Origin of the sequence: Flavivirga aquimarina, from assembly GCF_030540835.1 — a bacterium.
GTDB classification, from domain to species: Bacteria; Bacteroidota; Bacteroidia; order Flavobacteriales; family Flavobacteriaceae; genus Flavivirga; species Flavivirga aquimarina.
Genome location: NZ_JAUOEK010000119.1, coordinates 19,644 through 43,122 on the forward strand (window position 1 = coordinate 19,644; position 23,479 = coordinate 43,122).

Annotated in this window: 25 protein-coding genes, 1 tRNA gene and 1 pseudogene; 11 read left to right on the plus strand and 16 right to left on the minus strand. The window is 34.5% G+C overall.

Annotated elements, in window-relative coordinates; translation table 11 throughout:
- The first annotated feature begins 106 nt into the window (after positions 1-106).
- The gene (locus tag Q4Q35_RS10845; protein WP_303277994.1) at positions 107-766 is read left to right on the plus strand and encodes a hypothetical protein; all 660 of its coding nucleotides are present in this window, start codon (positions 107-109) and stop codon (positions 764-766) included.
- Positions 767-892: 126 nt separating this feature from the next.
- A complete protein-coding gene (locus Q4Q35_RS10850) occupies positions 893-1,162 on the plus strand; it encodes a hypothetical protein (RefSeq protein WP_303277995.1) in 270 nt (89 codons plus the stop codon).
- A gap of 9 nt (positions 1,163-1,171) precedes the next feature.
- Here Q4Q35_RS10850 and Q4Q35_RS10855 read toward each other — a convergent pair whose 3' ends face one another.
- From Q4Q35_RS10855 to Q4Q35_RS10880, 6 genes are all read right to left on the minus strand, one after another.
- A complete protein-coding gene (locus Q4Q35_RS10855) occupies positions 1,172-1,594 on the minus strand; it encodes a hypothetical protein (protein WP_303277996.1) in 423 nt (140 codons plus the stop codon).
- 70 nt (positions 1,595-1,664) lie between these two features.
- Positions 1,665-3,227, minus strand: coding sequence for a type IV secretory system conjugative DNA transfer family protein (locus Q4Q35_RS10860; RefSeq protein ID WP_303277997.1), 1,563 nt, complete (start codon positions 3,225-3,227; stop codon positions 1,665-1,667).
- 20 nt (positions 3,228-3,247) lie between these two features.
- On the minus strand, positions 3,248-3,523 hold the full coding sequence (locus tag Q4Q35_RS10865) for a hypothetical protein (protein WP_303277998.1): 276 nt from the start codon (positions 3,521-3,523) through the stop codon (positions 3,248-3,250).
- A gap of 3 nt (positions 3,524-3,526) precedes the next feature.
- Positions 3,527-3,793 carry a helix-turn-helix domain-containing protein gene (locus Q4Q35_RS10870; RefSeq protein ID WP_303277999.1) on the minus strand — a complete coding sequence of 89 codons (267 nt, stop codon included), beginning with the start codon at positions 3,791-3,793 and terminating at the stop codon, positions 3,527-3,529.
- Between the two features lie 83 nt (positions 3,794-3,876).
- Positions 3,877-4,218 carry a hypothetical protein gene (locus Q4Q35_RS10875; RefSeq protein ID WP_303278000.1) on the minus strand — a complete coding sequence of 114 codons (342 nt, stop codon included), beginning with the start codon at positions 4,216-4,218 and terminating at the stop codon, positions 3,877-3,879.
- Positions 4,219-4,272: 54 nt separating this feature from the next.
- On the minus strand, positions 4,273-4,518 hold the full coding sequence (locus Q4Q35_RS10880) for a hypothetical protein (RefSeq protein ID WP_303278001.1): 246 nt from the start codon (positions 4,516-4,518) through the stop codon (positions 4,273-4,275).
- A 366-nt stretch (positions 4,519-4,884) separates the two neighbouring features.
- Between Q4Q35_RS10880 and Q4Q35_RS10885 the strand changes: the two genes are divergently transcribed.
- Positions 4,885-6,156 carry a site-specific integrase gene (locus tag Q4Q35_RS10885; RefSeq protein WP_303278002.1) on the plus strand — a complete coding sequence of 424 codons (1,272 nt, stop codon included), beginning with the start codon at positions 4,885-4,887 and terminating at the stop codon, positions 6,154-6,156.
- 233 nt (positions 6,157-6,389) lie between these two features.
- Here the strand turns inward: Q4Q35_RS10885 and Q4Q35_RS10890 are convergent, their stop codons facing one another.
- Positions 6,390-8,903: an SIR2 family protein gene (locus Q4Q35_RS10890; protein ID WP_303278003.1), complete on the minus strand. Its 2,514-nt coding sequence runs from the start codon at positions 8,901-8,903 to the stop codon at positions 6,390-6,392.
- Between the two features lie 110 nt (positions 8,904-9,013).
- Between Q4Q35_RS10890 and Q4Q35_RS10895 the strand changes: the two genes are divergently transcribed.
- Positions 9,014-9,781, plus strand: coding sequence for a hypothetical protein (locus Q4Q35_RS10895; protein ID WP_303278004.1), 768 nt, complete (start codon positions 9,014-9,016; stop codon positions 9,779-9,781).
- A gap of 106 nt (positions 9,782-9,887) precedes the next feature.
- On the opposite strand, the gene Q4Q35_RS10900 is transcribed toward Q4Q35_RS10895, so the two are convergent.
- Complete coding sequence (locus Q4Q35_RS10900; RefSeq protein WP_303278005.1) at positions 9,888-10,286, minus strand: hypothetical protein; 399 nt, start codon at positions 10,284-10,286, stop codon at positions 9,888-9,890.
- A gap of 199 nt (positions 10,287-10,485) precedes the next feature.
- On the opposite strand from Q4Q35_RS10900, the gene Q4Q35_RS10905 reads away from it, so the two are divergent.
- On the plus strand, positions 10,486-11,757 hold the full coding sequence (locus Q4Q35_RS10905; RefSeq protein ID WP_303278006.1) for a hypothetical protein: 1,272 nt from the start codon (positions 10,486-10,488) through the stop codon (positions 11,755-11,757).
- Positions 11,758-12,027: 270 nt separating this feature from the next.
- Here the strand turns inward: Q4Q35_RS10905 and Q4Q35_RS10910 are convergent, their stop codons facing one another.
- The 6 genes and pseudogenes from Q4Q35_RS10910 to mce form a co-directional block, all read right to left on the minus strand.
- Positions 12,028-12,426, minus strand: coding sequence for a JAB domain-containing protein (locus Q4Q35_RS10910; RefSeq protein ID WP_303278007.1), 399 nt, complete (start codon positions 12,424-12,426; stop codon positions 12,028-12,030).
- Positions 12,413-13,330: pseudogene (locus Q4Q35_RS10915) on the minus strand (ArdC family protein). The gene Q4Q35_RS10910 and the pseudogene Q4Q35_RS10915 overlap by 14 nt, the downstream one beginning before the upstream one ends.
- Positions 13,331-13,390: 60 nt before the next feature.
- The gene (locus Q4Q35_RS10920) at positions 13,391-13,870 is read right to left on the minus strand and encodes a single-stranded DNA-binding protein (RefSeq protein ID WP_303278008.1); all 480 of its coding nucleotides are present in this window, start codon (positions 13,868-13,870) and stop codon (positions 13,391-13,393) included.
- Between the two features lie 221 nt (positions 13,871-14,091).
- Positions 14,092-14,406 carry a hypothetical protein gene (locus Q4Q35_RS10925; RefSeq protein ID WP_303278009.1) on the minus strand — a complete coding sequence of 105 codons (315 nt, stop codon included), beginning with the start codon at positions 14,404-14,406 and terminating at the stop codon, positions 14,092-14,094.
- Positions 14,407-14,641: 235 nt separating this feature from the next.
- A tRNA-Ile gene (locus tag Q4Q35_RS10930) sits at positions 14,642-14,715 on the minus strand.
- Positions 14,716-14,764: 49 nt separating this feature from the next.
- Positions 14,765-15,169: a methylmalonyl-CoA epimerase gene (gene mce, locus Q4Q35_RS10935; protein ID WP_303278010.1), complete on the minus strand. Its 405-nt coding sequence runs from the start codon at positions 15,167-15,169 to the stop codon at positions 14,765-14,767.
- 104 nt (positions 15,170-15,273) lie between these two features.
- Between mce and rbfA the strand changes: the two genes are divergently transcribed.
- Together rbfA and Q4Q35_RS10945 are read left to right on the plus strand one after the other, a co-directional pair.
- A complete protein-coding gene (rbfA, locus tag Q4Q35_RS10940) occupies positions 15,274-15,669 on the plus strand; it encodes a 30S ribosome-binding factor RbfA (protein ID WP_303278011.1) in 396 nt (131 codons plus the stop codon).
- A 52-nt stretch (positions 15,670-15,721) separates the two neighbouring features.
- Positions 15,722-16,927 (plus strand): ABC transporter permease, encoded by a 1,206-nt coding sequence (locus tag Q4Q35_RS10945; protein WP_303278012.1) that lies wholly within the window; start codon positions 15,722-15,724, stop codon positions 16,925-16,927.
- Positions 16,928-17,293: 366 nt separating this feature from the next.
- Here the strand turns inward: Q4Q35_RS10945 and dusB are convergent, their stop codons facing one another.
- Positions 17,294-18,289 (minus strand): tRNA dihydrouridine synthase DusB, encoded by a 996-nt coding sequence (gene dusB / locus Q4Q35_RS10950; protein WP_303278013.1) that lies wholly within the window; start codon positions 18,287-18,289, stop codon positions 17,294-17,296.
- 91 nt (positions 18,290-18,380) lie between these two features.
- Here dusB and Q4Q35_RS10955 point away from each other — a divergent pair, with 91 nt between their 5' ends.
- The 4 genes from Q4Q35_RS10955 (at position 18,381) to lepA (ending at position 22,810) form a co-directional block, all read left to right on the plus strand.
- Positions 18,381-19,124 carry a prolipoprotein diacylglyceryl transferase gene (locus tag Q4Q35_RS10955; protein WP_303278014.1) on the plus strand — a complete coding sequence of 248 codons (744 nt, stop codon included), beginning with the start codon at positions 18,381-18,383 and terminating at the stop codon, positions 19,122-19,124.
- Complete coding sequence (locus Q4Q35_RS10960; protein ID WP_303278015.1) at positions 19,114-20,508, plus strand: radical SAM protein; 1,395 nt, start codon at positions 19,114-19,116, stop codon at positions 20,506-20,508. Before Q4Q35_RS10955 ends, Q4Q35_RS10960 begins: the two co-directional genes overlap by 11 nt.
- 210 nt (positions 20,509-20,718) lie before the next feature.
- Positions 20,719-20,922, plus strand: coding sequence for a hypothetical protein (locus Q4Q35_RS10965; RefSeq protein ID WP_303278016.1), 204 nt, complete (start codon positions 20,719-20,721; stop codon positions 20,920-20,922).
- Positions 20,923-21,013: 91 nt separating this feature from the next.
- Complete coding sequence (lepA, locus tag Q4Q35_RS10970; protein ID WP_303278017.1) at positions 21,014-22,810, plus strand: translation elongation factor 4; 1,797 nt, start codon at positions 21,014-21,016, stop codon at positions 22,808-22,810.
- Here lepA and Q4Q35_RS10975 read toward each other — a convergent pair.
- The gene (locus tag Q4Q35_RS10975) at positions 22,807-23,466 is read right to left on the minus strand and encodes a response regulator (RefSeq protein WP_303278018.1); all 660 of its coding nucleotides are present in this window, start codon (positions 23,464-23,466) and stop codon (positions 22,807-22,809) included. The genes lepA and Q4Q35_RS10975 overlap by 4 nt on opposite strands.
- Positions 23,467-23,479 lie beyond the last annotated feature (13 nt).

Consider the following 23,479-nt stretch of genomic DNA (forward strand, 5'->3'; position numbering starts at 1 on the left):
TAGTCCATATTTTCTCTGCTATTTCATGAAAAAGGAAGACTTTTATATATTTATTGTTGATTATCCATTTTTTGAAAGCATTCAACGAAAAAGCTAAAATCCCACAATGTCAAGAAAAACGAGAGAGATTAAAGGGCTACATATCAGCCTTGAGGAATATCGTATTAAAGCCAATAAAAAGCCTAGAGAAATATCAAATATCCTAAGAGGTATTGAACAGGCGATGAAGTACAAAAAGTACTCATTAACCAATACGCTTACAAATGCAGAATTTCATGAAAATTTAGGGCATTTAAATCAAAAGAACCTACACTACTATCAGCACATTCTAGAACTCCATATTTTAGGAGGTGTGCCTCTAGAATATTTTAATTTTTACGGTAATGAAGATTTGTTTAAAGCCCTCAAAAGTTTTAGTGTAAATAAACAAGATAGCTCAAAAGATGAAAAAGAATCTAACCTTGTCGAAATGCATAAATCTTCCATACAGACTAATATTGGAGATAGCTATTTTAACAATTGTAATTTGCTTTTAAATAATGTGAAAGGAAGTTTGTTTGTCTACGAATATTTAGACCGTTTTTATCGAATAGATGAACATGATAAAGAAGATTATGTCGAAAGACATGAAAAAATATTTGAGAAAATTGAAAAAATATTAAAGAATTCTACTAATAATGGTATCCCTCAAATAAAATATGCTAGGCTTCTTGCCCTACCAATGGGAAAAGGTGAACTACCCAATTTACGAGAAAGAGGATGGTAGAAGAAAATACCCTTTGGGATTTTACCTTTTTGATTTTACTCCAAGAATGTATCACTTTGCGGTAACTAAAGAGGGGGATATTATTTAACAGAGAATTATAGATTTAACAGACAGAAGGTTTGTAGGTTGGATACATTAGAAGTTGAGAAAATACGAGAAACAGATAAAAGCACTCGAAACATGGCAGATATTTATCACGATTTTATAATTAAGATGTATGAAAATGATGTGGTTCATAAATTAACCAGAGAAGATATACATGCGATATTCGAGAATGATATTATCAAATTTAAAAATAAAGAAGCCCTAAGTTCTGATTCTACATCTTGGCTTAACAAGGTGAAATACCTTACGAAATGGTATGATTTTAAAAAAAGAACATGGAAACTTGACTAAGTTAAGTTTTTAAAGTTCTTTTTCAAATTTCTCAATATTCTGAAGACCTTGTTGTGCAAGTTCATCAATTTTCTTTTGATCTAGTGGTCTTGGATATATTGGGTTTGAGTATTCATCAATAATTCTTTCTTCTCCATTGCTTAATTCCAAATTGACATTAGCAGCGATTTTAAAAAGTTCTTTTCTATCCCAATTCACTTTGTTCAGTAGGCACTCAGTCCAACCCAGTCCAATATCAAAAAATTCATCTTTCCATCCATCATATTGTACGCTAAATAAAAAATCACCATCACAAAGCTCAGGTTTTGAAGGATCACCACCCTCAAAACATTCATGATGAATATATGACTCATTTCTAATTCTGGTGACTTCCAAAAACGTTTCTTTTAATAATAAGAAATGTTTTTTAAGTAGATCTGGGCTGGTTTTCATTAAGCTTCTCCATAAATAGAACTGGGGAACGGAGATATACAGGCCCGCATAGCTTTATGTCAAGAAAAAATCAGCCTCTCTGGTCAAACTGGGCAACGTCGAAAATGTCATTGTTTTTACCCCATGTTTTACCAGCTTTAAAAACAACGGCCTCGACGATGAAGTTATTATTTTTCCGGCCTGTTTTTAAGGTTGTGAAATGATCTGTGGTGATCCGGTATTCCAATCGTTTATTTTTAGTCGTGGAAAGTTCCTTGTCTTTGTTGATTTGAACACTTTCAACATAAATATAATGTTTTCCGACCATCTCAGAGGACCATTTGTTTGTCTCGGCTTCCGAATTATTGCACAGATATTTAAGGTTTAAGTTTTCGACAAGGCTTTTCGCTCTAGCTTGGGGCATATGTTCTCCCATAACAAAATAGAGGTTTTGTAACGACTGCGTTATAAAAACAGACGCAGCCCATGAACTGCGGGCTGTACTTTGAAAGATACTGTCATTTATCGGTGAACACAGGCTATGATATTCGTCAATATAGAGCGCACATGGTTTGGGATCATTCTCTTCCTTGATTTTACGCCTTTCCATTGCCGCCTGAAATGCTGTTTTATAGATCGTCGATGCATAAACTCCGGCAAGGCCATATTCCTTAATGGAAAAATCAACCACCACGATTTTATTTTGAGTGATAATATTTTCAGGGCGTAATTGATCGCTTAAACCTTTGGAGAATTGCTCTTTTAAAATTCCACGATTAAGAAATAACTCAACAATCCCCATAAAGCTTTCAGTGACGATGCTCGCTGATTTATCGGAAAGCTCTGGGAATTCTTTTGTCCAGTAAGATAAAGCAAGTTCTTTTTCTTCCAGATCGTCGGATGCTTCAAAATTTTTACGTTCAACTCTGTTAATTACTGTTAGGAAATAGCTGGCTTTTATCCATATATCTAATTCTTCTCTTACTTGCTTCCGTATATCTCCATCAATTTCATCCTTAGTCTCAATAATCTCTTTCCGGTAGTTATATTTTGCCCGGCTTTCTCCCCTAAGATGACCTGAAACAATTTTACGCATATTGGTTATGTTGATTTCTTCACCAGCCAAACGAAGCAGAGAAACACAACGGCTGATTAATCGCCGCAGGGCATCATCCCAAAACCGATCTTCACTTTTACCTGTGCCGCCTGTTTGAAAAATCGAGCTTTGCTCTTTTAAGTTCATCAAAATATTAATGATGTTTATGACATCGCCTGCACCTTCGCCCTGACGGGTCATTTCATATTCAAGGAAGTTAAAATTAAGGCCGCTTTTTTTATCGAATGGAATATAATCTCCCTTTCGTTCGGGCACTTCTTCTTCGATATATTTCTTCCAACGCTCGGCTTCATCGGGCTTTACGCAAAATACGCACATACCGAACCCACTGCGAAGCATGGAAAGGGCTATATGGCGGGCAGGGCCGGAACTTTTACCGCTTCCGGTTTTTCCCGTAATAAATGTGCCTTCTACGGCATCCGCCCATGTGACCGGGGTGTTAGTGCCAGGAACTTTATAGAGTGTTTGGTCTAGTAAGGCTTCGTATTTGTCTTCGGTGCTGTTTAATTTGGATTGTTTTTTATTGAATAGCCCCACGTATTGTTAGTTTTTAAAGATTAATCCCTGCCTATATCTTTTGATGTGCCTTTATCTTTATAGGGAGCATCAATATCGTCCTTGTATTTATCCGCAAGCCTTTCGACTGAGAAATTTTTGATGGCCTCTTGCTCTTTTTCATACTGCTTTACGCGATCCTGAAATCCTTTGGTGTATTCACTCGGTTCATCTTTAGGCAAGTTCATACCCTTTAATAAATGGGGCATGTAAGTGCAGATCATGTCTGCTTGGTTGTAAGCTTTTTTGTAGTCTTCCGAGACTTTTTGGTTTTCCATTGCTTAGAATTTTGATTTCACATTTTGCTCGATATATTCATCAATGGAATGCGAGTCATAGAGAATGATTTTTTTACTGGGTTGGGAGTAAGCTATCTTCCCTTCGTCACGTAATTTTTGAAGTGTCGTGGATTTTATACGAAGCCTTCTCATGGCTTCCTCACCATCAATCCAGCGGTGAACAGGCGCTTGGTGTTTTTGGCTCAACCTTTCGACAACTTGCTCAACAAGTTCGTAAAAGGCTTCTTCTTCAAGGCAGATTACGTTCATAAATAGCTAGGATTAAGCGATGTAAATTTAACAATTAAAATTGTTAAAAAAACAAATTTAGGGGAAAATACGCACACAAATTTTTATAGCTTTATCCTTTTAGGCAAGTCAGAAACGAAAGCATCCAAAAGCTTTTTAAAATGTAAAATTGAACCAGTACGCAAATTGAAAACAGAATTCTTTTCGATCAAAAGATCATCTTTATCATTGAGGTTAATTCTCCCCGATTTATCAAAAGTATCCAGACTTACTTCATAAATACCTTTTAACGAAACGATAAAGAAAATTGTATTAGGGTAGTTCCTTTTATATTGTTCAAAATCAATTTTAGAGCTAAACCTAAATTGACCGCTCGCACAGAATTTCACTTCGGCGTAATATATCTTTCCATTTTCAGGCTCGGGTGCTGGTTCAAAGATAATCAAATCAGGTGCTACGCGTAAGAATAGGGCTTGTTGAGTTTCAATGCTCTTAATCTGTTATAATAAAAACGGATGAGTGTTCTCAATCCCATTTTTATAAACTTGATAACCTTCACTTAAAAATAGCTCTTGTATCAGGTTTTCTGCAATGCGTCCTTTAATAAGCCGATATTTGAAGTTTAACTCTTGAAGACTTACCGCTTCATCTTCTTTGTTTTTGCCTATCTTATTATAGTCGGATGCTGGCTCTCTAACAATTGACAACGTATAGTCGTCAATGTCTTCATAATTAGATTTACCCATGTCAGAATTTGGTTGCGACTAATAAGTAAAGTTAGTCAAAATATTTTTGATTTCACTTCTCAAAATCACAAAACAAAAATGTACTACATTTTAAACTTTTAAAATTTGACGATACAATTTTTTTATTTTAAATCAATTAGTTAGTAATTGTTTATGTGTTTGTTCGAATCCTCCCGAGCGCGCCATTTCATCTCTCCTGTTAATTTATTCTTGTTCATCTCAAGCAATTGTTTTTAAACAAAAAAATTCTTTTCTGATCGAGGGGTGAGGTCAGGTAGAATTCATTTAAGCTTGATTTTGTACCACAAAATGTACTACAATTTGTACTACATTGGATGATTTTAGGGGGTATAAATGGCTTCTTATTTGAAGAAACGAGGCAGGAAATTTCATTTTCAAAAACGAGTACCAAAGGATTTTCAAAAGTTATTTTCTAAAGATGTCATACAAATTCCTTTGGGAACTGATAGCGAAGTGGTGGCATTGCAACGTGCCAGCAACTTTAACCTAATCCTTGAGGATTTCTGGAAGGGATTAATTGATTTTAGCGAGGATGTTATTGACCAAAAATTTCACGATGTTGTTGTGAGAGCTAAAATGTGTGGATTTCAGTATCTACCTAAAAAAGAACTAATACAGGAAGCGCCACTCCCTGAATTCGTTAATAGATTAAACAGTGCCGATGCTGTTGCAGATAAGCATATAAAGGAAGCTATATTGGGCGGTGTTGAAGTTTCAAGTATAACTCTTTCAAAGGCTAGGAAGGAATATTTTCAGTATGAAGAAGGTAATTTAAAAGCTCTTTCGGAAAATCAAATTAGAAAATGGAGAAACCCCAGAAAAAGAGCTGTCAAAAATTTCATTAAAGTAATTGGTGATAAGCCTGTAACAGAGATTACGCGGAAAGATGTATTGGATTTTAGGAGCTGGTGGATAAGCAGAATTGAAAAAAAAGGACTGGCAGCCAATTCTGCCAACAAAGAATTTGGTTTTGTCAAAAAAATTATAGGTACAGCGATAGACAATCATTCTTTAAGCATTCCAATTGATACCATATTCAAAGGAATAGCCCTTAAAAAAGTTGAAAAAACAACCCGCCATCCATTTTCAAATACGTTCATTAAAGATGTTTTGCTCAGAACCAAGGAGTATGGTCTGAATGAAGAAGCACAATTATTGATTTTTGCTATGACTGATACAGGCGCTCGAATTGGGGAGTTAACTGGTCTTGAAGAAGAAGATATATTTTTGGATGCAACTATTCCTCATATTAAAATCAGACCAAACCAAACCAGAGTACTTAAAACAGTACAAAGTGAAAGAGACTTACCTCTAGTGGGAGCTTCACTATATGCGTTTAAGACTCTTGATGGATCGTTCAAGTGTTATTTTGGAAAGCCTGATTTAATTTCCAGCACGATCAATAAGTTTTACAGGGAAAATAATTTATTTCCTTCCAAGCACCATAGTTTATATTCGCTGCGGCATAGCTTTGAAGATCGATTAACAGCAGTAGAGCCGCCTGAGAAGGTTCAAGCCGTGTTAATGGGGCATAAATACCTTCGTGAAAGATATGGCAGTGGATCAAGCTTAGTACAGAAAAAATCATGGCTTGATAAGATAGCTTTCAAGATGTAAAGATTTCTCCTCAATAGCTATGAGATGTATTCGATCTACAATCTCTATTCTATACCTTAACCTGTTTAAGTTATTTTACAATTTTTGCAGCTTTGATTAAAGATGAAGACTCTTATCTCATACTTCAATCTCTCACTATGGAATACAGCGGAATCGATCAACACCATCAACGTTATTCAACGCAATGTGTTATTTTCCCGGTTTGTATTTATTTACGATTGAATATTTCAATCTTATTGTTTTAATAGATTTCTTTTCGTAATCCAATTGTCTGGGCATTTTGCATAATCCGAATATTGCTTAAACTTTTTCAAAAGATATTCTTTGTTGCTTTCTTCATTCAACCTTATCGGATTTATTTTTCGAGAAAGCCCCTTTTTATAAAAGTAGATTGCATTACGAACTTTTGAACTTTGATTCTCAAAAGTCGTGCTAGGATCATAATCCATAAAGAAAGTCATGTGATGATTGTGTCTTAGGGGTTTCAAGGATATCGTATTAATCATTTTTGTAACCCGTTCTCTTACCTCTTTTTTGTATGATTGTAGAATTTTTTTTAGATTTCCGTGAAAATCATCTACATATCTATCATCAAGTATTATGAAAATATATTGTATTTTAGTTTCTATTATACTCGGTAAAAATTTAAGCAATTGAATGCCCATATCTCCGATAATACATAAGTCCGTAACCTTTTTTTCTAGACCATTTGAAAAATAAAGATCATGTGATAAATCATTATCCACTAAATCGGTTATTTCGTAATTCTCAAAAATATGGTGTACCGAACTTCTAAGGTTTGATTGTATTTTTCGATTCTCAATAAATCTTAATTTGGAAAACCTATCCGCTAATTCTTTTTTATCTGTCGGGGTTAGATTTTCTAAGTATTGATTCAATTCATTAGAAAATATCTTTGAGTTTAAAACAGTATCTGGCTTGAATTTTTCAAAGCTTTTACAATCAAGGGGAGTCAATATGTAATTAGGATCAATCAACCTAAAAATTTCTGATAATTTTTGAGTATCATCCTTGTTTTGAAAACAGTCAAAATATTTAGAATAATATTTCCCTGCTAAACCATTCATTAATGTTGACGGGTCTATCATGTCTTTATTTATCGATAATTCAAACATTAATTCTACAATGACCCTATCCCGATAGTATTTCGGGCTTTCAAAATATTGTTTTGGATAAAGGATAACCTTCTTTTTATCTTTATCTTTTAATGTATTTTTATTTAATTTGTTTGCCTCCTTCCAAAAGCGTTCATTTCCCAATAATTTGGAAATAATTAAATGTTTCTCTAATCTTCTAGGTTTAAATTCTGGTCGAAAAAGGTCTTGGATAATCAAACATAATAAATGAAAAGTATTGTCCAAGCTTTTACATGATTTTTCAAGCCAACGGCTTATTTGAAATTTTGGGTTTACGTACTCCTCATAAATATGATCATAACTATCTCTGTAAAGTTGATGAAAAATGAAATGATATTCAGGCCTATTTTGTAAATCTTTAAAAATCTTTCTATTGAATTTTTCCTTTAACTTTAAAGTTTTCTCTTCTTTTTGTTTTAAGGAATCGTTGTCATGAAAGTGTTGGAAGTAAAATAGTTTTGAGTATTTTGGTAATCTAGTTTTGAGTATTTCATTAAATTCAAAGCTATCCATATTGAAACCAACAATAATAAGATTCACTATCTTAGAAGGCTTCTCGTGAACATTTTGAAATACTTTGGAAAGCAAAGTTTTGATATCAATAGGTATTTCATAATAATGATCTTTAGTAAATCTCATACTACTTCGATAACTAGCTGTACCATGAGGCTTAATATATAGTGGTCTTCTGAGTTTGCCTTCTTTTGCTAATGTTTTAAAATCATTGACATCACCATCTGAAATTATTCTATCATATCCATTCGCCCCTATTTCATCATCAATGGCTTCATCTAATAACTCATCGAAGTTGAAGTTTATAATGACATCTATAAATCTGTTTTTAAAAAGATGAGCTACTATTTGGTAAAATAATGTAATCCCACTTTCAAATTTGTAGATATCTTGTACTAATTTTCTAATAGTAGACAGATTGAATATTCTTGAAAGTAAGTTCAATGCAGTCTCAAATTCAAGCTCGCCATTTTTATGTTCCTCTTTTTCGGAAGAATATAACTTTAACCTGTCGTATTCATTTTTGTATTTTTGTCTGATTTCTCGAAGTATATGTGGTTTTTCTGATTTCAAAATTGGCGATAATATTGGAAATAAATCATCTTTTTCATTCTCATCATCGTACTTCAAAAATTGGTTAAAACTTATTTCAATTTCTGGACCATTAGGACCATTAGTAACCTTTTTCTGAAGTTCTTTGCTAAGTTTAAGGCCTTCGGGAATATTGAATGTGCCAACGGACAATTGTTCTTGTATCTTAGTAACAGCTTCATTTCCCAATGGTATATCATGAAAAGCATTTTTCGTTGCTCCAGCACCTATTACAAGTATATTACGATGGGCTTCATTGGATTCAGGATTATACTCAGGATTGCCCTTTGGCCCCTTTATATCCCATATATAATCCTGAAATACCGTTTTTCTTTTTTTGGGAAAATTCTGGTAATCATCAGTTTCTGGGTTTCTCTGGTCTCGCAATAAATCGATTGAAGTTGAATCGAAGTAATTAATCGCTAAAGCTTGAGCTAACAAAATAATACTTTCGTTAGACTTCTTGTTGAATTCTTTTTGCGTCATTTATTAGTTATTTGACAAAAGGTTTTATAATATGTTAAGTGGTAGATTTAATTTTGAAAGGCATGTTAAAAATACTACTTTTTTGTTTCTTATGAAAGAAAGGGCTTCTAATGACGAATACAAATGACGATATTTTTATTAAAATGTCTTCTGAACTCATTAAAAATGGTGAATTGACTTTTTTATTTGATGCTAATGCCTTAGCTAAATTATTTTCAAACGATATTGAATTACTTTCGAAAGCCGTAAATAATCTTTCGCATTCAAAAGAAAAAAGTTCTAGATCTGCAATTTTAGCACTTATTCAAAATGGAAATACAATAAACAAGATATTGACATATAATGCTTTTTCGTTCGGAGCTTTTAAAAATTTAGATTCTGAGACAAAGACGCTCTTCAATAGTCCATTTAATGACATAAATATAAGAGTTAAGACTGAAATTGATTTAACACAAATTAAACAAGGGTATTTATACAAAGTTGTCTCGTTTTTAGGTCCTAGCTTTATTAGAAAGTCTCAAAAGGCTAGGGACGATATCGCCAAAATAATACTGGATAAAGAATACCCAAAAGGTTTCGCTTGGTTTTCAGGTTCTCTATTCGCCCATATCCTATTAGAACTTGATAATGATTCACGATATGAGATTTTGATGAAAGCTGGGGCTAAGGAAGTCCTGAATAAAATACTCTGGAATACGTGGCCAGATGGTTGGAATAAAAAAGACGAACAAATGGCTTTGTTGAACAATGTTCTCTTAGATATGACAGAAAGTCAAATTCATGATTTGACCTGTGGAATGCCAATGGAAATTTTACATCAATTGGATTTTGAAAAAAATAAATCCCACAAATTTAATGAGCTAAGAATTGACCTTTGATATCAAAACTAGTTTATAGGCTAAGCACCATAGTTTATATTCGCTGCGGCATAGCTTTGAAGATCGATTAACAGCAGTAGAGGCGCCTGACAAGGTACAGGCTGCTTTAATGGGGCATAAGTATGTCCTGCCTAGATACGGCGATGGCCCAAGCCTTGAGCAAAAAAGATTTCGGATGGACAAGATCGCTTTTAAGGTATAAATGAGATTGTATATCTGATAGAGCAAGCTGCTTAACTCTTTCTAGATCACTCATATTCTGTCTGGCGTTTTCAAGTTCTTTTTCAGCTCTTCTGAAAATATCAAGATAATCTGATCCAAGTTGATTAACGATTTTAGCCGCTTTGATCACAGCAGATTCTAATTCGAAAATTGGTATATCTTCGGTTTCTTTGTAATAATAAATAGGTGCTAAATTGGTTGACAGAGTATTTTTAAGGGGCGAATAGCTATTTCTTTCAACCCATTTTTCTAATACTCTTTCCGCGTCCCATTTTTGGTTCATTCAGGACTCTTTTTGTTTGAAAGTTTATTGCAGGACTATATTCCTATTTTATTGATTTTGTCAATAGTTCGTTCTCTTTTTGTTCTTTGTTAATGTTTTGATATTCAGAAAACAATTATTCTATTTGTAATATTTTGATTACTTTTGAAATTCATTCTCCCTATGAAGTTTTCGTAAGTAATTTAAAAACTAAAATAATATGAAAATTTTTATTAAAGAAAAGATAGGATTAACATTAATCCTAACCCTTTTTTTTCATTTATCTCTATCCGCACAATTTTTAAAAGACCTAGAAAAGGCTGTTAAAGGTACTGTCAAAACAGCTACAAAAATTACTACCGCTCCTTATGAGTCCATTGCCAATACTGCAAAGGTTATTACTGGAGGTGGCAACATCAAGCAAATCTATAAACCTTATACAGATGCTAGTAAACAAGCTGGTGCAGCAATAGGAGGAATGACGAATGTAATATCTGAACCTCAACGTTATCTTTATCAACAGGCCAATAAATTTGCCTCTCAAGTTGGTGATGAAGCAGAATTTGTTTTTGATATTTCTACTTTTGTTCAACGCTATAGTAGCGATCTAGCTGTGTCTGGCGCTCATGCAACTGCTAACATTTTACAAGGAAAAGATCCATTTCAGGTTACAGCACTTCCTCTTGCGGCAGCGGTTCGTTCTGCAAGGGACAGATTTAAAGACAAGGCTATTCCAATACCGCAAGAACTAAAAATTTTTTTGAAGGGAAAGCTGCCAGATGCAACTATTAATCGGGCAAAATATGCTGTTGGTAAAGTTGAAATCACATTACCAAACTTTGTAAATAATATTGTTATAAGTAACAACTCGAATCATGCAGTAACTGTTGATGACATCATAGTCTTTTATAGAACACCTAAATCATTTTTTGAAGACCCATGTTTTTGGATTCATGAAATGATGCATGTGGAACAGTACCGCAAATGGGGTATAGAGAGATTTGCTTGGAAATGGCTCAACAAATATCCTATTGAGAAAGAAGCTAATCAACAAGGTTCGGCTATAGCAGGAAGGCCTTGCAATAATGGAAATGAAACTTCTGGAGGCTTTGCAGGAGGATATAGTTCACCTACTTATTCACAAAGCCTTGAAACATATAGGTCTGGTCACCCTACGGAATGGTTTATGGCTCAATGTCATTTTGCGCGAAACCCGTACCCTTATTATTATTTAATTACAAATACACGAAAAATAATTGCGGTGCATATTCGAAATGGGTCTCGCATACATATAGGATATGCCGCTGCTCCCTTTAATATGAACTTTACATGGGATTTTGCTTTGTTTTCTAATTATCGAGTTGGGGTAACACCAGATGGTAGAATTTGGGAGCCTGTCCATCTGAGAAATGGTTTTGGTCAATTTCTTTACAACCCAAACGGGACACCAATGCTTGGATCAAACGTAATAGGTTATGTAAGGCAATTATAGGTTTCTTACGATGAAATTACTAGGGTATTCTCTATAATAAATATCTAAGTTTGTTAATAGTTAAGTTTCTGCTGGGCAACGCAATTTCGGGTCAGTGAACCGATAGGTTCTAAGAGGTTGATTGTCTTAGACATGATGTCTGATAGAAAAATAGGTTAGAATAAATTCCTATCCATTATCTTGTTATCGGTTCAATTTTTGTTAAAAAGAAAACCCTTAATTCATTGGTAAAAGGGTTATTGAAAAATCAATTTTAAAGTAGGCTGTTGATTAAATCTCGTTCGACAATTCATCTTCGTAATCTGCCATTAATGAGCAGTAACCTTCTTGCGTTATTTCGATATCTTCTTTACTTGGCCTGAGACTTCCCGAGGGGTGATTGTGAGCCAAAATTATTCTGTTCGACCTTCGTTTTAAGGCAATTGAAAAAACTATTCTTAGATCAACGACTATGCTTGATAAGCCACCTTTTGAAAGGTGAACAACCGACATAAGCTTTAATCGGTTATCTAAAAGAAGAATTTTACACTCTTCCAATAAATTGATTTGATCCATATTCCAGTTTTCAAGGAGTATTTTATAAGCAGCATCAGGACTTTTTACATTTGGTCGGTCACTGGCTTTGGTTTTATTGCGGTAAACAAGCTGGACTTCTTCATATTTGGTCATTGATTAGCTCCTTCGGTTGTGTTTGAAGGTCATTCAAAAATTCAGATGCTTTAGCGGCCTGTGCTGCGGCTTTAAAAATGTAGGTCTTGCTCTTGTCCTCTTTCAAAGCCTTTAACCAACTTTTGATATACATTGCATGGTGGTCTGGTTGGGTCTGGGTAATGCCATGCTGGGCACATAAAAAGGCTGCGCCCAACTCAGCTACAAGCTCCTCAAAAGCGTATTTTTCTTGTTCTTGGCCTTTATCTCTATCCAGCCGATATTTTGCCCCGGTTCAATGAGTTAATTCGTGTAATAACGTTGCATAGTAATTTTCAGTTGCATCGGCCTGTGCTGTGTCCAAAAAAGCCGATGTATGAGGCATATTGATAAAATCAGAATCCGATCTGTAATAAGCTCTGTTTTCACCATGTTTGATTTCTGCGCCTGTGTTTTTGCAAAACTCATCGACAAGCTTTATGCGCTCTACCTTGTCATTTTCGGGAAGTAATTCACCTTCTTGATGCTCATACCCATCAACCTGATTGACGTTGAATACGGTGTAAGTTTTGAGCATCTGGATTTTTATTTCTTCCTCTTCTCCTTTTGCGTTTTCTTCGGATTTAAGGAGTGTTTTATAAAAGATTATCCGGCTGCCTTTTTCCCCTTTACGAACTTGTGCGCTGTTATCCTTCCATTGCTTGAAAGTCGCCCATTGGTTAGAGGTGAAGTTTTTTGATTGTTGGTTAAACCAAAGCGATAAAATATTAATGCCTTGATATCGGTGGTCGGTGGTCGGGTTGATTGGTAAACCTTGCGCTGCAAGTCCGGCAAAAGGCGGCTCATATTCTTCAAGATTTACTTTGTCCAAAAGGTCAATAATCTGGTTTGTGACTTCTTGGTGAATATCGGTTTTGTTGGTCATTGATTTTTCCTTTCAGAATCGAAAAGGGGAAAGCTTTAGGCTCTCCCCTTGTTTGGTTGTTTAAGCTTCTTGAGTTTGGTTGCTGCTGCTTTCGTTCTTCAGACCAACCTTGTAGGCATAAATTATAGTTTCAGCCTTTCGGTAGCCTTCGAGCGTGTCGAAGCTTTGCTTTGCGTCTTCACCTTTCAGATACACCCAATCACATTTTTTAAGGTCTTGGGCAGCTTCAAAAGCATTCTTAAGATTGCTTGAAACAAGTGCATTGAAATAATTTGTATTGGTCTGAACTTCTTTATTGGCATCCAGATATTGCTTGTTGGTTGCAATTCTCAATCTGACAAATTTACCCTTGCCAACCAGCTCGGCATCTTTAACGAGCCTGCCGGATTTCATAGAAACATTTGTATCTGCAAACAGCTTTGTTTCTTGGTTGGTTTCGTTTTGGGTTTCAGTTTTTTTCGACATAATATTTCCTTTCTGTCGGTTGGTTAAAAGTCCTTTGGAAAAGGAGTTTGTTAAACGCATAAGTGCGTCTGACATAACTCCTTCCATGTGGCGAACAGGGGGTGAGCAAACGTCAATGCGGAAACGTGCTTTAGCTAAGCTTGGGCGAAAGAATTTTTAAAAATAGGACGGTTTTAGCACCCGCATTTTTCAAAATTGTTTTGGCTTTCAAATTGGCGTGCGCGAGGGGGAACGCCCTAAAGTTTTGAAGTGTAATAAAACGCTTCCCCGGAAGGGGAAGCTCATATTTTATTTTTCTATTGGCTGTTTTGGATGCTGCTGGCGGTCATGGAAACCATGTCGATCAGAGTTGGCATTTTTCCAGAGAGAAGACAATCAAGTATTTGCTCGGAATAAACACTTACGGCCTTGTGCCAATCAATAAAATAATCACTTGATAAATCCTCAAGCCTATCAAAAACCCTCGCTGCTTCCGCAGAGATTATTGGAATAGTTTCCTTCTCCGGTTGCATAGCAATAACATGATTGATACGTGTTTTATGATCTGGATTTTCTACAAGTTTACCGGAGATATACGCAGCGATTTCACCATAATATAGATTGTTGGGCATAACAGTTGTCCTTTCTTTTATACCTGCTTAAAAAAATATAATTAGGAGTTAATTCCTATTAACCTTAATGTTTGAGTGGTTTTATGCCCCTGAGGTAAGTGTGTCAAGAACAAAGAGGGAACATGTGTTCTATAGTATGCGTTTCAAAAAGTTATTAACAAAAAAGCACGCTGAAAGCACGCTATAGGGAAATAAAAAAGCAGCTACATTTTCTGTAACTGCCTTGTTTTACTAGTGGTCCCACTTGGGCTCGAACCAAGGACCCCCTGATTATGAGTCAGGTGCTCTAACCAGCTGAGCTATGGGACCGAAATTGGAGTGCAATATTACTACTTATTTTATTTCTTAGCAAGAAAAATTATTCCTTTATCTCTTGACACAGCTCAATTAAAACTCCATTAGAAGATTTTGGATGCAAAAAAGCCACCAACTTATTGTCTGCTCCTTTTTTTGGAGTTTCATTTAAAACTTTAAAGCCTTCTATTTTAAGACGTTTAATTTCTGCTTCAATATCGATAACATCAAAAGCAATATGGTGAATACCTTCTCCTTTTTTATTTATAAATTTTGCAATCGGACTGTCTTCATTGGTAGCCTCCAACAGTTCAATCTTATTATCGCCAACCTTAAAAAAAGACGTGTTAACACCTTCTCTCTCCACCTCTTCTATTTTATAATGAGGCTCTCCAAATAATCTGGAAAACAATTCATTAGAATCCTTTAAGCTTTTTACAGCAATTCCTATATGTTCAATTTTATTCATTTATAATGTTATTTTTGTCATCCCTTGGTCTATTGCATAACCAAAGTAATGAAGAGAATCGGCATTTGTAGTTAAGATACAAAAATATCCATTATTTTTGCAACATGGAGGAAAGTCAAAGACAAAAAAAAATAGGATCTGTTTTACAACGCGATTTAGTTGAAGTATTACAGGGTGCTGCCACACAAGGAGGAATGCATGGTATCTTAATATCTGTATCCAAGGTTAAAGTGACGGTAGATTTATCGGTAGCTAAAGTTTATTTAAGTATTTTTCCGAACGATAAAGCTAAAGAGCTTCTTGAAGGTATAAAATCTAACACGCCTTTAATTAGACATGAGTTAGCACAACGCACCAAGCATCAATTAAGGCGTATGCCAAATTTAGAGTTTTTTGTAGACGATTCTTTGGAATATATCGATCAAATAGAAAAATCCCTAAAAGGAGAAAAAAACCCTATTAAAGACCCTAATATTTTAGATAAAAGGAAAAAATCTTAATCAATTCAAAAAAACCCTCCAAGTTTAAACTTATTTTCTTTACTTAGTAAACATGCAATTTCCATTATATATAGCAAAACGTTATTTACGCTCAAAAAGCACTAACAATGCTATTAACTTTATAACTATAATTGCTATTATTGGTGTTATTTTAGGCGCTGCATCATTATTTATTGTGCTATCCGGTTTTGCAGGTTTAAAAGATTTTACGCTTCAGTTTTCCAGTATTGTCGATCCCGACTTAAAGGCGGAATCTTCGGTTGGTAAATCTTTTATTTTAACGGAATCTGATATTTCTAAGCTAAATGACTTAGAAGACATCGCGTTATTCTCTAAAATTATTGAAGAGCGCGTTGCTATTGCTGTCGATGATAAAAACTATTTAGCAACAATTAAAGGAGTTGATGAGCACTTTCAAAACGTAGTTAATATTGAATCTAAAATAGATAATGGCAATTGGTTAGATCAAAAATCTAATCAAATTGTAGTAGGCTGGGGTGTTTCAAAAAACTTATCACTTGGCGTTTTAGATTTTTCAAAAGCTCTAAGTATATATGTTCCAAAACCGGGAAAGGGGCAAATAACTTCTAATAAAAAAGCATTCAACACAGTAAAAGCGGTTAATGTTGGTGTGTTTTATATAAATGAAACATTAAACGACACCTATGTATATGCCTCTTTAGATTTAGCTAAAAATCTTCTAAATTATGATCCTAATCAGGTATCTGCTATAGAGTTTAAACTTAATAGTGTTGTAGACGAAGCACTTGTTAAACAAAAAATTCAAGCTATTTTAGGAGATAAAGTTGTTTTAAAAAACAGAGCGCAACTAAACGATGCACTTTATAAAATGTTAAATACCGAAAATCTTGCAGTATATTTAATATTCACCTTAGTATTAATTATTGCCTTTTTTAATGTTATAGGTTCATTAATCATGATGATGCTGGACAAAAAGAAAAGTTTAAGTACGCTCTTTAACATGGGAGCCACTATACAGGATATTCGTAAAATTTTCCTTTTACAAGGGAGCTTAATGAGTATTATAGGCGGTTTTATAGGCTTAGGAGTCGCATTAATCATCACAGCACTTCAAAAAGCATTTAATTTGGTTATGATAACACCGTCATTGCCTTACCCAATGGCCATAAGGGTTGAAAACTTTTTTATCGTATTTATAACCATTTCCGTTTTAGGTATTATTGCTTCTAAAATTGCATCCGTAAGAATTTCAAAATCGTTAGTGCAAACTAATTAATTTGGGTGAGTTTTTATAAATAATGACAAACAGTTTTTAGGTAGTTCCTTTTTTAAAACGAAAAAAGTTCAAACAACACCCCAATTCTTCTTGCAAAAAACCTCCTCGTCTTTAGTTTTTAACCAAAACTAAATCCACTCCTCCTTAAAAAAAGGAGGAGAGTGTTATATCTCTTATAGTTTAAAATCTTACTATAAAAATGGCTTTTTATCACGCACATTACAACATCTAAATGGTATTAAATCTTCGAATTACAATTTGGAGTTATATATCTAGTATAAATCATTACTCCAAACATGATCACCAAGCAATTCCTTCCCTTATTAAGGGATTTCAATTCCATAGAATTGAAAGACGGAAGGGTTTTTACTCCGTAAACTGATACTCAGAGAATTTTTCTAATACCTCATCAAAAGCAGCAAATACATCTGCAGAATGGTCACTGGTAACCATTTTCATGCGGTACTCTTTAAAGTGCGGAATGCCTTTAAAATAATTAGTGTAATGTCTTCGCGTTTCAAAAACACCTAAAATTTCACCTTTCCAATCAATAGCCATTTGTAAGTGTCTGCGAGCAGCTTCAACACGTTCAGCTAAAGAAATTGGTGCTAAATGTTCACCTGTTTTAAAGTAATGCTTTACTTGTTTAAAAAACCACGGATTCCCAATACTGGCACGACCAATCATAGCACCATCAAGCCCGTAACTATCACGCATTTCCATAGCTTTTTCTGGGCTAACAACATCACCATTTCCAAATACGGGAATGTGCATACGTGGATTGTTTTTCACCTCGGCAATAGGTTTCCAATCGGCATCGCCTTTATACATCTGAGCTCGGGTACGGCCATGTATAGCAATGGCTTTACAACCTACATCTTGTAACCTTTCGGCAACCTCAACTATTTTTATAGAATCATGATCCCAACCTAAACGCGTTTTTACAGTAATAGGTATATTGGTACGTTTCACCATTTCGGCAGTAAGTTGCTCCATTAAACAGATATCTTTTAAAATACCTGCGCCCGCCCCTTTACTAACTACTTTTTTCACAGGGCAACCAAAATTGATATCAATAATGTCCGGTTTAGAATCCGAAACAATATCAATAGTCTGCAACATACTATCTAAATTAGCTCCAAAAATTTGAATCCCGACAGGGCGCTCTTTCTCATAAATATCCAACTTCATAACGCTCTTTGCTGCATTACGAATTAAGCCTTCACTAGACACGAATTCGGTATATACAACATCGGCTCCCTGCTCCTTGCACAGCTTACGAAATGGCGGATCGCTAACATCTTCCATAGGCGCTAAAAGCAATGGAAAATCTGGCAGTTCTATGTTGTCTATTTTTACCACGTTGCAAATTTTGGACAAAATTACTCTTTTTTAATCAAATTGATTATTCGCTTTAATATTGTTGTATTTTTAAAACTAAATTTTAAGCTTTTTGAATATTCCCTACGAACCTATTGTTTTCGGTTACAACATAAACATTCACCTAATTTTAGAATATCTTGCCTTTTTTATTGCATTTAGGTATTATGTGTTTTTAAGAAGAAAAAGTAACGATATTATTTCTTCAAATAATAGATTATCTATCATTTTAGGAGCTGCACTTGGTGCTTTAATAGGCTCCAGACTCGTTGGCTTTTTAGAAAACCCTTTAGTTAGTTTATCACAAGAAAATATCATCCAATTACTCAATACAAAAACCATTATGGGTGGGCTATTTGGCGGTTTGCTTGGCGTAGAAATTGCCAAAAAGCTCATAGGAGAAACAGAATCATCTGGCGATTTATTTGTTCTTCCCATTATTCTAGGCATTTTTATTGGAAGAATAGGATGCTTTTTATCTGGCATAAACGAGTTTACTTATGGAGTAGAAACGACTTCTATTTTTGGTATGAATTTAGGCGATGGATTATTACGTCATCCCATAGCTCTATATGAATTGCTGTTTCTAATCATTTTATTTTTCGGTTTAAAACATAATAGATATAAACCACACTTAAAAAACGGCGACCTCTTTAAATTGTTTATGATTTCCTATTTTACATTTAGGTTCTTCATAGAATTTTTAAAACCGAATGTGTTTTACTTCTTAAGTTTAAGCACAATCCAAATATTATGTCTAATTTGTTTGCTTTATTACCACAAAACCATTTTAAACATTTTTAAAAATGCCCGTTAGAAAATACACCTACTACGATTTTACGCTAAGCCTTTGTCCAGAATGTTTAAAACGTGTTGATGCCAAAATTGTATTCGAAAACGACCATGTTTATATGTTAAAGCGTTGTAATGAACACGGTAACTCTAAAGTATTAATTGCAGATGATATAGAATATTATAAAAACATACGAAACTATAATAAACCCTCTGAAACACCTTATAAATTTAATACTAAAACAGATTATGGTTGCCCTTACGATTGCGGTTTATGTCCAGACCACGAACAACATTCCTGTTTAACTGTTATCGAAGTTACAGACCGCTGTAATTTAACCTGCCCTACCTGTTATGCCGGGTCTTCGCCTACTTACGGCAGGCACCGTACTCTCGAAGAAGTCAAAACCATGTTAGATACCATTGTCGCTAACGAAAAAGAACCCGATGTCGTGCAAATTAGTGGTGGTGAACCTACTATTCATCCACAGTTTTTCGAAATTTTAGATTATGCAAAGTCATTACCCATTCGGCATTTAATGTTAAACACCAATGGTATCAAAATTGCAAAAGATGTCGCTTTCGCTGAAAAGCTAAAAACCTATGCGCCAGATTTCGAAATTTATCTTCAATTTGATTCTTTTGAAAACAACGTGTTACAAGAACTTCGCGGTGCCGATTTAAACGACATAAGAAAACAGGCTATTGAAAATTTAAATAACCTGAACTTATCGACCACTTTAGTGGTAACCCTTCAAAAAGGATTAAACGATCATGAAATAGGTAAAATAATAGACTACGCTTTAAAACAAAAATGTGTACGGGGAGTTACACTTCAGCCAACGCAAATTGCGGGAAGGTTAGAACATTTTAATCCAGAAACCGATAGAATGACGCTCACAGAAGTACGTCGGAAAATTATGGAGCAAACCACTATTTTTAATCCAGATGATTTGCTCCCTGTACCTTGTAACCCAGACGCATTAGTCATGGGGTATGCCCTTAAATTGGGGAACGAGGTGTTTCCCTTGACGCGTTATATAAATCCCAATGATTTATTAGATAATAGTAAGAACACGATAATTTATGAACAAGATGAAAATCTTCATGGAAAAATGATAGAACTTTTTAGCACCGGAAATTCAGTGGAAGTGGCCGAAGAAAATTTAAAATCTATTATGTGTTGCTTACCAAACATTGATGCGCCAAATTTAGGTTACGATAATTTATTTCGTGTCATTATCATGCAATTTATCGATGCTTATAATTTTGATGTACGTGCTATTAAAAAATCCTGCGTACATATTGTAGATAAAGACAATAAGATTATCCCTTTTGAAACAATGAATTTGTTTTATAGAGATGATAAAAAAGCATATTTAGAGGAACTTAGAAATAATATATTATGACTATTTTAATAACAGAAGGGGGAAATTATATGGGGGTCTTTTTACTGGTTTTAGCCATTATGTTTTTACCCTCATTGATTTTACTAATTATTGGATTGGCTATTCGAACAAAAAACCGAAAAACATCGAAAATACTCATAATACTATCCGTGGTTTATCTTTTAATAAGCCTTGGTGTATGTGGAAGTATGATGCTATAAAAATTTAATTATGTTATACTTTTTAGAAGGCAATATGAATTTAGATGGCTTGATATATTTAATTCTGGCTATCATGTTTGGACCTGCCATTTTATTAGCTATTATCGGATTTGTTATTCGTGAAAAAAATAAAAAAGCAGCCAAAGTATTATTTATTCTGGCTACAATTTATGTTATTGTAAGCTTAGGGCTTTGCGGGAGTATGATGACCTAGCTTTAACTTATTTTCATTAAATTAAAATATTAACAAACCTCGGCTAAATCATCTATATTTGCAGAATCTTTTTTAGAGAGATTTTTTGACTATGAAGCACATTAGAAATTTTTGCATAATTGCACATATAGATCACGGTAAGAGTACGCTCGCAGACCGTTTGTTAGATTATACCGGCGCTGTGACCGCTAGAGAAAAGCAAGATCAGCTTTTGGATAGCATGGATTTAGAACGTGAGCGTGGTATTACTATAAAATCGCACGCCATACAAATGGAGTATGAGTACAAAGGCGAACAGTATATTTTAAATTTAATTGATACTCCTGGTCACGTTGATTTCTCTTATGAGGTGTCCCGATCTATAGCTGCTTGCGAAGGCGCTTTACTTATTGTAGATGCCGCCCAAAGCATACAAGCGCAAACCATTTCTAATTTATATTTAGCTTTAGAAAACGATTTGGAAATTATTCCGGTACTTAATAAAGTAGATTTACCTAGTGCCAATCCTGAAGAAGTAACCGATGATATTGTTGATCTTTTAGGTTGTGAAGCAGAAGAAGTAATTCATGCCAGTGGAAAAACAGGTTTTGGAGTCGATAATATTTTAGAAGCTATTATTGAACGTGTTCCTGCTCCAGAAGGTGAAATAGATGAGCCTCTACAAGCTTTAATATTTGACTCGGTTTACAATCCATTTCGTGGTGTAGAGACTTATTTTAGAGTGATAAACGGCTCTATTAAAAAAGGGCAAAACATTAAATTTATTGCCACCGACAAGAATTATTTCGCCGATGAAGTTGGTACTTTAAAACTCAAACAGTTTCCAAGGCAAGAAATAAAAGCAGGTGATGTTGGTTACGTTATAACCGGTATTAAAGAAGCGAAAGAAGTCAAAGTGGGTGATACTATTACCGATGCTAAAAATCCAACAACCAATGCCATTGCCGGATTTGAAGATGTAAAACCTATGGTTTTTGCCGGTATTTATCCTGTAGATACCGAAGACTACGAAGAGCTTAGAGCGTCCATGGAAAAGCTTCAATTAAATGATGCCTCATTGGTTTTTGCACCGGAAAGCTCTGCCGCTTTAGGCTTTGGTTTCCGTTGTGGTTTTTTGGGTATGCTGCATATGGAAATTATCCAGGAACGATTAGAGCGGGAGTTTGACATGACTGTGATTACAACGGTTCCCAACGTTTCTTATCATGCTTTTACAAGAAAACACCCAGATCAAGTTATAATTGTTAATAACCCAACCGATTTACCGGAACCTTCTGGTTTAGACCGTGTTGAAGAGCCTTATATTAAAGCAACCATTATTACAAAAGCCGATTTTGTTGGTAATGTGATGTCGCTTTGTATTGAAAAAAGAGGTCAGATTACCAATCAAACATATTTAACGACCGAGCGTGTTGAATTAACATTCGATATGCCATTAGCCGAAATTGTATTCGATTTTTATGACCGTTTAAAGACCGTTTCAAAAGGTTATGCTTCTTTCGATTATCATCCAATAGGCATGAAACAGTCAAAATTAGTTCGTGTAGATATTTTATTAAACGCGCAACCAGTTGATGCACTTTCCGCATTAATTCATGCAGATAATGCCGCAAATATTGGTAAAAAGATGTGTGAGAAATTAAAAGAGCTTATTCCACGTCAGCAATTCGATATACCAATTCAAGCAGCAATTGGAGCCAAAATTATTTCCAGAGAAACAACTAAAGCATTACGTAAAGATGTTACCGCAAAATGTTACGGAGGTGATATTTCTCGTAAACGTAAACTCCTTGAAAAACAGAAAAAAGGAAAAAAACGAATGCGTCAAGTTGGTAATGTAGAAATTCCGCAGGAAGCTTTTATGGCTGTTTTAAAGCTGAATGACTAAATAAATCCTTTTTGTTCTGCGACTATAAGTAAGTCTCTATCACTTTTTACATTAAAAAGGTCTTTTAATGTGCGCTTCCTTCTTTCTAAAGCAGTTAAAGAAAGAGGCATTATTTCTGGTAATTCACTCATTTTTGTTCCGAGGGACAGTTCGTACAATAGCTTTCTGTCAATATCGTCTATCATTATGCTATTAGACGTTTTTTTTCGCATTAACGCAACGACAGATTTACTGTAATATGGAGTGTTTTCTATTATTTTTTCGATAGCGAAAACAAGTTCTTTAGGGTTTAAATCATTTTTTATTAAAAAACCATCTGGATTTATAGTTTTAAAAATACTACCTATTCGGTAGTTATCATTATATGTGGTCGCTATAACTATTTTAGCATTTGGTAAAAGTGTTCTTATTTTAATGCCTAAATCTTCTCCCGAAACTATCTTCCTGTCCTTAGATGGTGGTAATTTAATATCCAGAAAAACAATATCAATAGTATTTGTTTTTTGAGCACTCTTAATCTTAAAATAAGCATCATCGCAATTTGTAACAATATCAATATTAAACTTTAAATCTGTATTGTTAGTACTTACGTGCTCTAGAGTATTTTTATATGCATTACTAATTAATGGGTGGTCTTCTACAATTAATACATTCATGTTTTAAAACTCT

Excerpts from the sequence above, each read along its gene's own strand:
- Q4Q35_RS10845 (WP_303277994.1), top strand. The coding sequence starts at position 107 with ATGTCAAGAAAAACGAGAGAGATTAAAGGGCTACATATCAGCCTTGAG.
- Q4Q35_RS10855 (WP_303277996.1), bottom strand. The coding sequence starts at position 1,594 with ATGAAAACCAGCCCAGATCTACTTAAAAAACATTTCTTATTATTAAAA.
- Q4Q35_RS10865 (WP_303277998.1), bottom strand. The coding sequence starts at position 3,523 with ATGGAAAACCAAAAAGTCTCGGAAGACTACAAAAAAGCTTACAACCAA.
- Q4Q35_RS10870 (WP_303277999.1), bottom strand. The coding sequence starts at position 3,793 with ATGAACGTAATCTGCCTTGAAGAAGAAGCCTTTTACGAACTTGTTGAG.
- Q4Q35_RS10880 (WP_303278001.1), bottom strand. The coding sequence starts at position 4,518 with ATGGGTAAATCTAATTATGAAGACATTGACGACTATACGTTGTCAATT.
- Q4Q35_RS10890 (WP_303278003.1), bottom strand. The coding sequence starts at position 8,903 with ATGACGCAAAAAGAATTCAACAAGAAGTCTAACGAAAGTATTATTTTG.
- Q4Q35_RS10895 (WP_303278004.1), top strand. The coding sequence starts at position 9,014 with ATGACGAATACAAATGACGATATTTTTATTAAAATGTCTTCTGAACTC.
- Q4Q35_RS10900 (WP_303278005.1), bottom strand. The coding sequence starts at position 10,286 with ATGAACCAAAAATGGGACGCGGAAAGAGTATTAGAAAAATGGGTTGAA.
- Q4Q35_RS10905 (WP_303278006.1), top strand. The coding sequence starts at position 10,486 with ATGAAAATTTTTATTAAAGAAAAGATAGGATTAACATTAATCCTAACC.
- Q4Q35_RS10910 (WP_303278007.1), bottom strand. The coding sequence starts at position 12,426 with ATGACCAAATATGAAGAAGTCCAGCTTGTTTACCGCAATAAAACCAAA.
- Q4Q35_RS10920 (WP_303278008.1), bottom strand. The coding sequence starts at position 13,870 with ATGTCAGACGCACTTATGCGTTTAACAAACTCCTTTTCCAAAGGACTT.
- Q4Q35_RS10925 (WP_303278009.1), bottom strand. The coding sequence starts at position 14,406 with ATGCCCAACAATCTATATTATGGTGAAATCGCTGCGTATATCTCCGGT.
- mce (WP_303278010.1), bottom strand. The coding sequence starts at position 15,169 with ATGAATAAAATTGAACATATAGGAATTGCTGTAAAAAGCTTAAAGGAT.
- rbfA (WP_303278011.1), top strand. The coding sequence starts at position 15,274 with ATGGAGGAAAGTCAAAGACAAAAAAAAATAGGATCTGTTTTACAACGC.
- Q4Q35_RS10945 (WP_303278012.1), top strand. The coding sequence starts at position 15,722 with ATGCAATTTCCATTATATATAGCAAAACGTTATTTACGCTCAAAAAGC.
- Q4Q35_RS10960 (WP_303278015.1), top strand. The coding sequence starts at position 19,114 with ATGCCCGTTAGAAAATACACCTACTACGATTTTACGCTAAGCCTTTGT.
- Q4Q35_RS10965 (WP_303278016.1), top strand. The coding sequence starts at position 20,719 with ATGTTATACTTTTTAGAAGGCAATATGAATTTAGATGGCTTGATATAT.
- lepA (WP_303278017.1), top strand. The coding sequence starts at position 21,014 with ATGAAGCACATTAGAAATTTTTGCATAATTGCACATATAGATCACGGT.
- Q4Q35_RS10975 (WP_303278018.1), bottom strand. The coding sequence starts at position 23,466 with ATGAATGTATTAATTGTAGAAGACCACCCATTAATTAGTAATGCATAT.